12 protein-coding genes are annotated in these 12763 nt (G+C 64.9%); 6 read left to right on the forward strand and 6 right to left on the reverse strand.

The annotated features are described in order from the left end of the window. Positions 1–62 precede the first annotated feature (62 nt). Positions 63–881, reverse strand: coding sequence for a 3-hydroxybutyrate dehydrogenase (locus tag LGR64_RS18675; protein WP_230356529.1), 819 nt, complete (start codon positions 879–881; stop codon positions 63–65). Further along, positions 878–1621 (reverse strand): GntR family transcriptional regulator, encoded by a 744-nt coding sequence (locus LGR64_RS18680; protein WP_230356531.1) that lies wholly within the window; start codon positions 1619–1621, stop codon positions 878–880. The genes LGR64_RS18675 and LGR64_RS18680 overlap by 4 nt, the downstream gene beginning before the upstream one ends. A 189-nt stretch (positions 1622–1810) precedes the next feature. Here LGR64_RS18680 and LGR64_RS18685 point away from each other — a divergent pair, with 189 nt between their 5' ends. The 3 genes from LGR64_RS18685 to LGR64_RS18695 all read left to right on the forward strand — a co-directional run bounded on the left by LGR64_RS18685 (position 1811) and on the right by LGR64_RS18695 (position 6997). Next, a complete protein-coding gene (locus tag LGR64_RS18685) occupies positions 1811–4054 on the forward strand; it encodes a hypothetical protein (protein ID WP_230356532.1) in 2244 nt (747 codons plus the stop codon). Positions 4055–4126: 72 nt separating this feature from the next. Further along, a complete protein-coding gene (locus LGR64_RS18690) occupies positions 4127–5242 on the forward strand; it encodes a 3-deoxy-7-phosphoheptulonate synthase (RefSeq protein WP_043825515.1) in 1116 nt (371 codons plus the stop codon). A gap of 453 nt (positions 5243–5695) precedes the next feature. Next, positions 5696–6997 carry a multidrug transporter MatE gene (locus tag LGR64_RS18695; RefSeq protein WP_230356534.1) on the forward strand — a complete coding sequence of 434 codons (1302 nt, stop codon included), beginning with the start codon at positions 5696–5698 and terminating at the stop codon, positions 6995–6997. A 106-nt stretch (positions 6998–7103) separates the two neighbouring features. Here the strand turns inward: LGR64_RS18695 and LGR64_RS18700 are convergent, their stop codons facing one another. The 3 genes from LGR64_RS18700 to LGR64_RS18710 are packed head-to-tail and all read right to left on the reverse strand — an operon-like array spanning position 7104 to position 8951. After that, on the reverse strand, positions 7104–7559 hold the full coding sequence (locus LGR64_RS18700) for a PaaI family thioesterase (protein WP_230356536.1): 456 nt from the start codon (positions 7557–7559) through the stop codon (positions 7104–7106). After that, positions 7552–8019: a MerR family DNA-binding transcriptional regulator gene (locus LGR64_RS18705; RefSeq protein ID WP_230356538.1), complete on the reverse strand. Its 468-nt coding sequence runs from the start codon at positions 8017–8019 to the stop codon at positions 7552–7554. The genes LGR64_RS18700 and LGR64_RS18705 overlap by 8 nt, the downstream gene beginning before the upstream one ends. Positions 8020–8048: 29 nt before the next feature. Continuing rightward, positions 8049–8951: a LysR substrate-binding domain-containing protein gene (locus LGR64_RS18710; protein ID WP_230356539.1), complete on the reverse strand. Its 903-nt coding sequence runs from the start codon at positions 8949–8951 to the stop codon at positions 8049–8051. Between the two features lie 117 nt (positions 8952–9068). On the opposite strand from LGR64_RS18710, the gene LGR64_RS18715 reads away from it, so the two are divergent. Together LGR64_RS18715 and LGR64_RS18720 are read left to right on the forward strand one after the other, a co-directional pair. Beyond that, positions 9069–9692: a glutathione S-transferase family protein gene (locus LGR64_RS18715; protein WP_230356540.1), complete on the forward strand. Its 624-nt coding sequence runs from the start codon at positions 9069–9071 to the stop codon at positions 9690–9692. A gap of 20 nt (positions 9693–9712) precedes the next feature. Beyond that, complete coding sequence (locus LGR64_RS18720) at positions 9713–10750, forward strand: LLM class oxidoreductase (protein ID WP_230356541.1); 1038 nt, start codon at positions 9713–9715, stop codon at positions 10748–10750. 63 nt (positions 10751–10813) lie between these two features. Here LGR64_RS18720 and LGR64_RS18725 read toward each other — a convergent pair whose 3' ends face one another. Continuing rightward, positions 10814–11596 (reverse strand): SDR family NAD(P)-dependent oxidoreductase, encoded by a 783-nt coding sequence (locus LGR64_RS18725; RefSeq protein WP_230356542.1) that lies wholly within the window; start codon positions 11594–11596, stop codon positions 10814–10816. A 66-nt stretch (positions 11597–11662) separates the two neighbouring features. Between LGR64_RS18725 and LGR64_RS18730 the strand changes: the two genes are divergently transcribed. Further along, positions 11663–12610: a LysR family transcriptional regulator gene (locus tag LGR64_RS18730; protein ID WP_230356543.1), complete on the forward strand. Its 948-nt coding sequence runs from the start codon at positions 11663–11665 to the stop codon at positions 12608–12610. Positions 12611–12763 lie beyond the last annotated feature (153 nt).

Raw genomic sequence — 12763 nt, forward strand, 5'->3', positions numbered from 1 at the left:
TTGGGTTTGTCTGTCGTTGGTCTGAAAAGGGGTTTGGCGGGGCAGGGCGAGGCGTGGCCGGCTCAGGCAGCGGCAAAGCCGCCGTCCATGTTCCAGTGTGCGCCGCGCACCTGGGCGGCCTGCTCGCTGGCCAGGAAACCGGCCAGCGCCGCCACCTGCTCCACGGTCACGAAGGCCTGGGAGGGCTGCTTGGCGCCCAGCAGCTGGCGCGCCGCCGCTTCGGCATCCAGCCCCTCGCGCGCGGCCAGCGCATCGATCTGTCGTTGCACCAGCGGCGTCAGCACCCAGCCCGGGCAGATGGCGTTGCAGGTCACGGGCGTGGTGGCGAACTCCAGCGCCACCGACTTGGTCAGGCCGATCAGCCCGTGCTTGCTGGCCACATAGGCCGGCTTGCGCGCCACGCCCACCAGCCCGCTGACCGAGGCGATATTGATGATGCGCCCCCAGCCGCGCTCCAGCATCTGCGGCGCGCAGGCCTGGATGGCGTGGAAGGGGGCCGAGAGATTGACGGCCAGCAGCTCGTCCCACTTGCCGGCTGGGAATTCGAGCAGCGGGCTCACATGCTGCATGCCTGCGTTGTTGACCAGGATGTCGATGGGCCCCAGCTCGGCCGCAATGCGCTGCGCAAGCGGTGCGATGGCGCTGCCGTCGCGCAGGTCCAGCCCGTAGTGGCGAACCGGCACGCCATGCGTTTGGGCGATCTCGCGCACCAGTGCATCGGTCTCGGCCGATGCGGCGGCCTGGCCATGCAGCGCGATGGCCGCGCCCTCGCTGGCCAGATGGCGCGCCACGGCCAGGCCGATGCCGCTGGTCGAGCCGGTGATCCAGGCCACGCGGCCCGCATGCGGGCGTGAAGCGGGGAATGAGGAAGTCGGGTTCATTTCAGGAGATCCATTTCCATATGCACGTACTCGCTGAGAAAGCGGACCCGCGCCCAGTAGATCAGCAGCCCGTCGGCATTGCATGCCCAGCGCAGCGCCTGCATCAGCGGCGTGCCCAGGGCCACGCCCAGGTGCTCGGCGGCCAGTTCGTCGGCCGGCGCCACGCTCAGGTGCTGGCGCGCCACGGCAATGCGCGAGGGGTCGCTGCTCAGGGCCACGGCCAGGGAGCTGCGCTCCAGCTGGGCCTCGATCTCGGGGAACAGTTCCTGCTCCAGGTACAGCTGCGACAGGCAGAACCGCGCCGCGTCATGGTCGTACACGCGCAGCAGGTGCACGTAGGCGGGGGCCATGCGGCCCACGTCGGGGAAGCCTTCGGGAATCGGCGGCAGGCAGTCGCGCCCGGTGTGCAGGGTGATCTGGCCGATGTGGGCACCAAAGGCCACCAGCTCCTTCCAGCTGGTGGGCAGCAGGAAGGACGGCGGCTTGTAGGGCGCCGCAATCACCCGGGTGCCGCCGCGCTTGCGCGTGAGCAGCAGGCCCTCTGCCACCAGGGCGCCCAGCGCCATGCGCACCGTGGTGCGCGACACGCCATGCAGCGCCTCCAGCTCCTGCACCGTGGGAATGGCGCTGCCCACGGGCCAGGCGCCCGTGGACACCTTGCTGCGGAACAGCCGCGCCAGCTGCAGGTGCAGCTTGTCCCGGCCTTGTTGAGGGGCCGACGCGGTGGATTTGGAGGGCATGGAGGCAATAAAGTATCTATTCAGTGCTTTTATTTTCACACAAAGCGCCAGCCCTGACAGCCTGTGCTGACGCCCATCGTTGACAAATGTCTTCAATTGAGCAGGCCGAATGACTTTTAAACTGCGGCCCTTTTTCCGTTTTTCGTTTTCGTTTTTTGAATGTTGGCCAGAGCGGCCGTTGGGTATTTCATGCAGCAGCAACATGCTTGGGAGTTTTTTCGCGCCGGTGGAGTGGACCAGGTGGTCATCCGCACCGGGCAGGACATTGCGCACATCGGCGAGCTGGACCAGAAGCTGTGGGTGGCCCTGGCCTGCCCCACGCGCGGCATCGAGTTCGACAGCGACACGCTGGACCTGATCGACGAGGACAAGGACGGCCGCATCCGCCCGCCCGAATTGATCGCCGCCTGCCAATGGGCCGTGGCGCGCGTGCGTGACCCCCAGGTGCTGGCCGATGGCGGCGACGTGCTGCAACTGTCCAGCCTGGAGCGCGACAGCGAGCAGGGCGCCCTGCTGCACGCCGAGGCCGAGCGCATGCTGGCCCTGTCCGGCCAGGCCGGCGGCGCCGCGCTGAGCCTGGCCCAGGTGCGCGAGCGCCTGGCCTCCCTGGCGGCCATGCGCTTCAATGGCGACGGCATCGTCAGCCCCGCCACCGCCGGGGACGACAAGGCGCTGGCCGCGCTGGTCGAGCGCATCGGCAAGGCCTATGGCACGGCGGCGGGCGCCGATGGCGTGGCCGGCATCGCACGCAAGCAGGCCGAGTCCTTCTATGCCGACCTGCGTTCCCTGCGCGACTGGCATGCAGGCGCCGAGGCCCTGGGCTGCGGCATTGCCGAGCGTGACCAGGCCCTGGCCGCCGCCCGCGCCGTGGACGCGGTGCAGGCCAAGGTGGACGACTTCTTCGCACGCACGCGGCTGGCCGCCTTCGACACGCGCGCGCAGGACCCGCTCAACCCCTCCATCGAAGGCTATGCCGCCCTGGGCCGCGAAGTGCTGGACAGCGGCGCCCAGGCCATTGCCGCCCTGCCGCTGGCCGCCGTGGCGGCCGACCGCGCGCTGCCACTGGCCCAGGGCGTCAACCCCGCCTGGGCCGGCGCGCTGCAGGCCCTGCGCGAGCAGGCCGTGCAGCCCGTGCTGGGCGAAGACCTGCAGGAGATCACCGCCGCGCAGTGGGAACAGGTCAAGGCCGCCCTGCAGCCCTGCCGCCAATGGCTGGCAGCCCGGCCCGCCACGCCGCTCGATGCCCTGCCTCAACAGGAGGTGCAGGCGCTGCTGGACGGCGGGCAGGAAGCCGCGCTGCTGGACCTCATCGCCCAGGACGAGTCCGAGAAGGAACACAGCCTGCAGGCCGTGGCGCTGGAAAAGCTCATCCGCCTGCAGCGCGACCTGCTGGTGCTGCTCAACAACTTTGTCTCGTTCAGCAGCTTCTACCGGCGCGAGGGCGCGGCCTTCCAGGCCGGAACTCTCTACCTGGATGCGCGCAGCTGCGACCTGACCGTGGAAGTGAGCGACACCGCCGCCCACGCCGCGCTGGCCGGCCGTGCCAAGACCTGCCTGGCCTACTGCGAGCTCCGGCGCGAGGGCAAGAAGAAAGCCATCGTCGCGGCCTTCACGGCGGGCGATGTGGATTTTCTCTTCGTGGGCCGCAACGGCGTGTTCTATGACCGCGCGGGCAACGACTGGGACGCCACCATCGTCAAGCTCATCGAGAACCCCACCAGCATCGGCCAGGCCTTCTTCCTGCCCTACAAGAAATTCCTGCGCATGGTGGAAGAACAGGTGGCCAAGCGCGCCTCGGCCAAGGAAGAGGGCGTGACCGCCAGCCTGGGCACGCAGGCCGGCCAGCTGGTCACGGCGCCCGGCACCGCTGCGGCCAACGCCACAGCCGCCACGGCTGCGGCCGCTCCGCGCAAGACCGATGTGGGCACCGTGGCCGCCCTGGGCGTGGCCCTGGGCTCCATCAGCGCCGTGCTGGTGGGCATCTTCGGGAAGTTCATCGACCTGGGGCCCTGGATTCCCGTGGCCCTGGTCGGCCTCATCGCGGCCATCTCCGGGCCCAGCATGATGATTGCCTGGCTCAAGCTGCGCCAGCGCAGCCTGGGGCCCATCCTGGACGCCAGCGGCTGGGCCATCAACGGCCGCATGCGCATCAACCTGCCGCTGGGCCGCAGCCTCTCGCAGACCGCCAAGGTGCCGGTGGGTGCACGGCGCACGGCGGGCGACCCCTATGCGGAAGGCAATGGCCTGCGCAACACCCTGGTGGCGCTGGCCGTGGTGGCCTTGCTGGCGCTGATGGCCTGGCGCCTGCACTGGGTCGATGGCCTGCTGCCCGCCGGCTGGCAGTACGGCGCGGCACCGGCCACTGTGCCGGCTGCGCCAGAGTCCGCACCTGCGCCTGCGCCAGCAGCGGCACCGGCACCGGCGGCTCAGTAAGTCGATGCCAAGGGGCGGGCAAGCCACTTGCCCCGCCCCGGTCGGGAAACCTCAAGGCGCGACAATAGCGCCATGACCACCCCCACCCACGTACAACGCAGTGCCGTGCCCCTGAGCACGCACGACACCACCCGCATCGACGACCTGCGCATCAAGGCCGTGCGCCCCCTGATCACCCCGGCCCTGCTGCAGGAATGGCTGCCCGCGCCCGAGGCCGCGCAGCAACTGGTGGAAACCAGCCGCGCCGCCATCTCGGACGTGCTGCAGGGCCGGGACGACCGGCTCATCGTCGTCGTCGGACCCTGCTCCATCCACGACCACGACCAGGCCATGGACTATGCGCGCCAGCTCAAGGCCCAGGCCGACGCGCTGGCCGGCGAGCTGCTCGTGGTCATGCGCGTCTACTTCGAGAAGCCCCGCACCACCGTGGGCTGGAAGGGCTACATCAACGACCCGCACCTGGACGGCAGCTTCGCCATCAACGAAGGCCTGGAAATGGCCCGCGCCCTGCTGCTGGACGTGCTGGCCCTGGGCCTGCCCGTGGGCACGGAATTCCTGGACCTGCTGTCGCCGCAATTCATCAGCGACCTGGTCAGCTGGGGCGCCATCGGCGCGCGCACCACAGAAAGCCAGAGCCACCGCCAACTGGCCAGCGGCCTGTCCTGCCCCGTGGGCTTCAAGAACGGCACGGACGGCGGCGTCAAGGTGGCCAGCGATGCCATCCAGGCAGCCAGCGCGCCCCACGCCTTCATGGGCATGACCAAGATGGGCCAGTCCGCCATCTTCGAAACCCGCGGCAATGGCGACTGCCACGTCATCCTGCGCGGCGGCAAGCAGCCCAACTACGGCGCCGAGCATGTGCAGGCCGCCTGCGCCCTGCTGGAAGGCGCAGGCCTGCGCCCGCAGGTCATGATCGATGTCTCCCACGCCAACAGCAGCAAGCAGCACCGCCGCCAGATCGACGTGGCGGCCGACGTGGCCCAGCAGATCGCCGGTGGCGATGCCCGCATCACGGGGCTGATGATCGAAAGCCACCTGCAGGAAGGGCGTCAGGACATCGTGGACGGCCAGCCGCTGGCGCATGGCGTGTCCGTGACCGATGCCTGCATCAGCCTGGAGCAGACCGTGCCTGTGCTGGAGCAGCTGGCTGCGGCGGTGAAGGCGCGGCGGGCGAAGCTGCGGGGGTGAGTTGACTGGCCGGGTCTGTTTTGGACCCGCGTCAGGCAATGGGGCAGTCCTGTCCTTCGGCAGGACTGCAATGCAATCGCCACAGCGCAGTGGCATGCATATGAGCCGCTGATGTAAAAGCAGGGTTGGCAGACTGCGAATTCAATTCAGGCGCTGGTGCAGCACAGGCTGTGCATCAAGACTTTCAGATCAGTCCGATTGCATCATGCATTTTTGCAATGAATGATTGATTTATTCATATCGGATTAAAAGATTCTTCTATTGCTGCATCCAGATGTATTTCGAGGATTGCACCAATATATTTGGCCGCCATTGTTATGTTTGTCCATATTCCGGGATGAGGGGGGCGAAGGACAAGGGAATGAACGGCTCTATCAAAGAAGAGTAGGATCTTCATTTCAAAGAATTCGAGTCATATATCATGGGTTTTGACTCTGCGGAGGAGGGGTAGGTATGAGGCCTGGTGATGCAAAGCGGGTATTTGATCTTGCAGTTGGACGCGCCGCCCCACCGCTTGCCTCCATGGTCACCATTTTTGCCATTAGTTTTTATAGCTCGACTCTCGTTGCCCAATTCAGCATAGCCCTTTCCTTTGCATCACTTTTCTTTGTATTGCCAGCGAGTATTGGCGCCATCTTCTTTTCGGAAATAGCTGCCAGCAAAGATAAGGAGCAGTCAGACTCACTCATCAGTTTGCTGTTTTGGCTGGTATTCCTGTACACCGGGTTTTGTTTTATTTTGGTGTATTGGCTTCCTGTTATCTCGAAAACCCTGATATCCGGTTTGCCAGAGGAGCTATTGGATGGAGCCATATCCCAGGCAAGATTGATAATTCTGTGTATTCCCTTCTTCGGAATCATCAATGTATGTAGCTGCGTTCTTGAGTCAAGATCACATACTGCCATCGTTGCAAAATTCAGAATGTGGCAGGTTTTTTTCCATGCAGCCTGTGTGATTGTCGTGCTGGCGCTGCTTGGGAAGAATGAGTGGATGAGTGATGATTCGGTCGCTCTTGCCTATCTGTTCAGTGACATCATTTTTTCCGTTGCCGCATATGCTTTGATGCGGAAATACTGTCAATTCAGATTTTCATTCAATTTTTGTGTATTGCCTGGCAGAAGAATATTTTCCGTCTTGATCCCTGGCTATGCCAATGCGTTCTTTGGGAAATATCTGCTTTATATATTGTCAATGTCTGTTGCAGGGCTGGGTGCAATGTATTCTGCAATTCAATCTCAAGCTTCTGCCATATTGCTGTTGGCAGAACTTCCTGCCATGGGAGTCTGTGCTCTTCTGGCAATGGAGATATCCAAAAATCGTGGAAAATGGGCAGTGCAATTTCAGTTCATCAAAGATTCATCGTCATTGATGATTTTTTGTGCCATTGTTCCAGTTGTTGCATTGTCTGTATTCATGCTGTTCTATGAAATATCAGAAGCGAATGGTTCTCAAATTGTCGGTGAGGGATTCCTTTCCTTGGTGTGCAAAGGAACTACGGATGTGGTGTTCTTCTATGCGGCAGCAATTTCTGGAGGGCTAGGTCTTTATTGGTCATCAAGAATGATTTTTTGGACTATTTATGCAGTGATATTTTTTGCCCCAATGTCATTGGGCTTCCATGGCTCCAGTTATTCCATGATCAACTATATTTTCTCGTTTTCTTCTCTCGTGTCCTGTGTGATGTTGGTATTGCTTATTCACAATAGGCGAGAGTCTCTATCTGAAGAGAAGATTGGCTTGAAGGAAAGCTTGTAGCCGTGGTGGCCTTGGCGAGGTCGTCTGCCCTTCGACAACCTCGCAGCCCCGCAACCGCCACGACGCAGGCGCTGACATACGGGGTGGGGAGGCCGGGGGAACGTTCTCAGGCCCGCACGGGCCTCGGCTCCAGATTGCGCGCCGTGCCGAGCCAGGTCGCGCAATGCGTTTCATGACCATCCTCGGCCACCGCGTACAGGTCCGCCGCGCAGATGCTGAGCACGCGGCCGGCATCCACCACGCGGCCGCGCGCCCGCAGGTGGGTGCCGCGTGCGGGGGCGAAGAGCTTCACGCTGCCGTCCACCGTGGCATTGGCCCAGCCTGGCGGTAGCACAGAGCCTGCGGCCGACACCGCCGCAAAGTCGCCCAGCGCAAAGATCGCCGTGGCCTGCAACTGGCCCGGCTGAAAGCACAGGGCATCGGCAATGGGCATCTCCAGCTCGGTGGCGCCGGGCTCGGCACGCACAAAGCGCAGGCCCAGGGTGCGCGCCATGGGCATGGCCAGCACGGCCTTCTGCAGCGCATGGGTGGATGGGGTGGGGTGGGTGGTCGGCTCAGTCATGGCTTGTCTCCTTCGTGGTGGGTGAAGCGGCACGGCGCACGCGCGGCCAGGGCGCGGCGGGTTTGTCGGGGGTCCTGGCTGGGGTCGATGCCGTTTGCGCCAGATCCCGCTCGGCCTGGCGGGCGCGCAGCCACTGCACATGGTCCAGGGCCTGGGCGCGCTGGGCCTGCAGCGCGGCGATCTGTTCGTCTATCTCCTGCACGCGCTGCAGCACGGCATCGGCCAGGTCACCGGGGCCTATGCGCCCCGCACGCCAGGCGCGCAGGTTCTCCGCAATGCGCGGCAGCCCGAACCCCAGCGCGCGGGACATGGCGATGAACACCACCTCGCGCCGGGCCGAGCGCGGATAGTCGCGGTAGCCATTGGGCAGGCGCCGGGGCTTGAGCAGGCCCGCGCGCTCGTAGTGCCGCAGCGCGTGGATGGAGACGCCCGTGAGCTGGGCGAGTTCGGAGATCAGCATGTGCCAAGGCTAGCAAGGCTCGTGCTGGGCTAGGGTTGGGGAGGTGACAGGTTTTTTCCCGCCTCGTCGCGAATCCAGTCCAGGAATGCACGCACTTCGGGGCGGTCGGCTGCCCCGGGCCGCGTCACCGCGTAGTAGGCAAATCTTGCGGGCCATGGCTTGTCCAGCACCTGGATGAGCCGGCCCGCCGCGATTTCTTCCTGGGCATAGGCCTGCGGCACCAGCGCCAGGCCCTGGCCAGCCTCTGCCGCACGGATCAGCAGGAAGTCATCGTCAAGGGCACTGCCGCGCTCCGCGCGCATGTCGTCGGCCACGCCATGCGCTTTCAGCCAGAGCGGCCAGTCTGCGCGGTCGCCGTCATGCAGCAGGGGGTAGCTGAGGCAATCGCCGGCCTCATGGATCACTGCCCCTTGCGCCTTCAGGAATCCTGGCGAGGCGACGGGCGTCAGAACCGGCGCCATGAGGGGGAGAACCTCCAGCCCCGGATAGTCTCCCAGCCCGTGGCGCAAGGCCACGTCCACCCGGTCGCGCCGCAGGTCCACCAGTTCCGACGTGGCCTCCACGCGGATTTCGATGTCCGGGTGCAATTGCTTGAAACGCCCCAGCCGGGGCACCAGCCAGGATGCCGCGAACGTGGCGACCGTGCTGACGGTCAGGCTCCGTCTTGCCTTGGTGCTTTCCAGGTCGTGCATGGCCTGGTCGATTTGAAGAAACGCTTCGCGCAGCCTGGGGAACACGCTGGCGCCTGCCTCGGTCAGCCGCATGCCAAGGCGCTCACGCTCCAGCAACACCACTCCCAGGCGGTCTTCCAGCACGCGGATCTGCTGGCTGACGGCGCCGGGCGTGACGTGCAGGGCCTGCGCCGCGGTCTTGACGCTTTTGCGCTGCCCCACTTCCACGAAAGTGCGCAGCGCCTGCAATGGGTAGGTCATCTTGTTTTTAGATTTACTAAATTCTTGGAGCAGAAATCATCGCTTTAAATTAGACGTATATCTGTTGAGAATAAGTCTTTCCAGCGATTCCATGAATTAAGTTTATCTAAAATTCAAATGTTCCATCTCTATTCAGACAGCTCCCCCAATGGCTTCAAGGTGACCATTGCGCTTGAAGAGCTTTCGCTGCCTTACCAGCTGCACCATGTGCGCATCGATGAAGGCGAGCACCGGCAGCCGGCCTTTCTGGCGCTGAATCCCCATGGCCGTATTCCCGTGCTCACGGACAGCGAGACGGGTGTGGTGTTGTTTGAGTCAGCGGCCATTCTTCTGTACCTGGCCGACAGGGCCGGGCAGCTGCTGCCAGAGGACCTGCAGGCCCGCTGGGAGGCGATCAAATGGCTGCAATTCCATGCGTCCAGTGTCGGGCCGCTGCTGGGCCAGCGAGTGCACTTCGAGCTGTTTGCGGACAGCCCTGTCCCTGCGGCCATCGAACGCTACCGGCGCCTGACGGAGGAGGCGTTCACGGTGCTGGACCACGCGTTGCAAGGCCGCCCCTACTTGGCGGGCGACTGCTACTCCATTGCAGACATTGCCCATTTCGGCTGGATGCACATCGCGCGAATCATCCACTTCGACTTCAGCCGGCACCGCCATCTGAGCGCATGGCATGAGCGGGTCGCGGCGCGGCCTGCGGTGCGCAAGGGCATCACGCTGCCGGCACCGGCAACCGGCGCATGAACACCAGGCAGGTCCAGACAATGAACGCAACTCCTGTCTCCCCGCGCACGGGTGGGGCTTCCTATGCCTCGTTCTACGCACACCCTGGCTACCGGCGCATGTTTGCACCAGACCGGCTGACCGTGGGCATCTTCCTGCCGCTGCGCAGCTACAAGGGCGACATGTCGGTGCTGCGCGGGCAGGCCGATCTGGTCACCCGCATCGACCAGCATGGCTTTGCCGCCGTGTGGGTGCGCGATGTCCCCTTGTTCGATCCCTCGTTCGGAGACGCTGGGCAGGTGTTCGACCCCTTCACCTACCTGTCCTTCCTGGCGGCCCGTACCCGCAAGGTCGCCTTGGCCACCGGCAGCGCCATCGTCTCCCTGCGCCATCCGATCGACCTGGCCAAGGCCGCCACAAGCATTGACCAGCTCTCCGGCGGCCGGCTGGTGATGGGCTTGGCCTCTGGCGACAGGCCGATGGAGTTTCCAGCCTACGGACTGGAACACGCGGCCCGGGCACAGCGCTTTTCCCAGGCCGTGGCCTATATGCGCCAGCTCATGCAGCCCGGGCACCTGGACATCGATTCCCCGCTGGGGCTCCTGGAAGGCGCCGAGTTTCTCCCCCAGCCCGTTGCGGGGAGCATTCCGCTGATGGTGACGGGATCGTCAGGCCAGTCGCTGGCGTGGATTGCAGAGCATGCAGATGGCTGGCTGACCTACCCCGGTGCCACCCATACCCTCCGGGGGCCCCAGCACCTGGCGGAAAAAATCCGCGCCTGGCGTGACCTGATCCCTGGAGGCGCATTCCGCCCGCACATGACGAATGAGTGGATCGATCTGGTCGATGACCCCGGCCATCCCCCAACCCCGTTGCATGGGGGCTATGTCCTGCGCACCGGGCGCAAGGGACTGGTGGCATTGCTCGAACAGTGGCAGGCGGCGGGGGTGAACCACGCGGCGCTGGGCATCCAGTGGACACAGCGCCCGCCCGCCGAGGTGCTGGAGGAACTGGCCCAGGAGGTGCTGCCGCACTTTCCCTCGCACGAAGGGCTGCCGGCAGTGGCGGCTGACTGGTGAACGCAGGCCCGGGCCAGGAATGGCCGGGCCGCGGCGAGCTTGCATCCCTGAGACCGGGGGCATTCAAGCCGGCTGCGCTGCAGGCCTCATCACGCGGGCCGTGAACCGGGCCATGAACTCGCGCGTGGCAATGCGGGCGCCCAGGGCCGTCAGGTAGTTGGCGCAACCGTGCACCACCGAGGCGCGGTTGTCGTCGAAGGCTTTCAGCCCCAGGCGAACCACGTCTTCGCTGGATGCTTTTTTCCCGAAGGATGCGGCCTCGCCGGCGCGGGCGAAGAACGCCGTGTCGGTAGCGCCCGGGCACAACGCCAGCACGCGCACGCCGCGTGGCCGGTACTCGGCCCAGAGCGCTTCGCTGAACGAAAGGACAAAGGCCTTGGTCGCGGCGTAGACCGCCATGTACGGGACTGGCTGAAACGCTGCCGTGGAGGCGATGTTGATGACGCCGCCCTGGCGCTGCTCCAGTGCGGGGAGACACAGGTGCGTCAATTCCACCAGGGCGCCCACATTCAGGTCGATGGCCTCCCGCTGCATGGCCAGCGCCAGTTCATCAAACCTGCCATGGGTGCCGAAGCCTGCGTTGTTCACCAGCAGATCCGGCAGCAGGCCCCTGGCGCTGACGGCCTCGAAGACCCGCTGGGCCGCCCCGGGTGTGGCCAGGTCCTCCACCAGGAATTCGGCGCCGGGCAATTCGCTGGCGAGCTTCTCGAGCCTGTCGCGGCTGCGCGCGATCAGCACGACTTTGGCGCCACGGCGGGCGAGTTCCCTGGCGAATACTTCGCCGATGCCCATGGAGGCGCCGGTCACCAGGACGGTTTTCTGGGAGAAATCAAAAGGGGTTTTCATGCACTCGAGTATTGCGACGGGGTGCCCGCCTGGGAATGGGCAGCGCTGGTAAGCTGATTTGCATTCATGAAAAACCAACCGCCCACCACCTGGGATGACCTGCGCGTGCTCCTGGCGCTTCACCGCCACCAAAGCCTGCTTGCCGCAGGCGCTGCCCTGGGCCTGTCCACCTCCACCGTCGCGCGGCGCATAGAGGCGCTGGAGCAATCCCTGGGCCGCGCCCTGGTACACCGCAGCAGCGCAGGGACGACGGTCGAGCCCGATGCAATGGAACTGGTGGAACTGGCCGAGCAATTCGAGCTGGGACTGGGCGGCATCAAGCGCGACGACCGGCCCGATGAGAAGGCCCATGCGCTGACCGGCACCATCCGCGTCAGCATGGGAGAGGGCTTCGTGAAGCCCGTGACCGCCGTGCTCTCGCAGTTGAGAAGCGCGCACCCCGGACTGCATATTGAAGTGGCCGTGGAGTCGCGCTTCACGGATGTCGGGCGGCGCGAAGTGGATGTGGCGCTCAGGGTCGGGCGCTCCAGTTCGGCCGTGGTGGTGGAGAAATGGGCAGGGCAACTGACGTTTGGCCTGTATGCCTCGCACGGCTATGTCGAGCAGCGCCTGCCGGATCGCCACCTGCGCGTGCAGGACTTCGCCAGCCACGATTTCGTGGGACAGGACCTGGCCACCGGCCGGCAGGACGCATCCAACCAGTGGCTGGCCAGCCGGGGCGCCACCCGGTTCGTCTTTCGATCCGGCTCCGACCTGGCCCGCCAGGAGGCCACGGAGCAAGGCCAGGGCATCTGCCTGCTGCCCGACGCCATGGCCCATGCCGTGCCCGGCCTGGCGCGGCTGGAGGTGGACGCGCCACTGCCTTCCTGCTCGGTGTACCTGGCCTATCACCGCGACCGCCGCAACGTGCCGGGCTTGCGGGCGGTCATTGACGCGCTGGGTGCGGCGCTGGCATACGGGCTGCAACTGCCAGCAGAAAAGGCGAAGGCGGCCAGCCCCGCCGCGAAGCCATGACAGGCACGGTCTTTCCTGCCCTTTCAAGGCGAGGGCGCGGACGACGTACCCGGTGAGCAGCCAGGACCATCATTGGTCGTTGATCCCAACGAAACATGAATGGGCCGCGGCTGGCGCGAAACGACCCGTTGTGATCGTTCGTGCCTCGGCTGC

The organism is Delftia sp. Lp-1, from assembly GCF_020523835.1.
Lineage (GTDB): Bacteria > Pseudomonadota > Gammaproteobacteria > Burkholderiales > Burkholderiaceae_C > Comamonas > Comamonas acidovorans.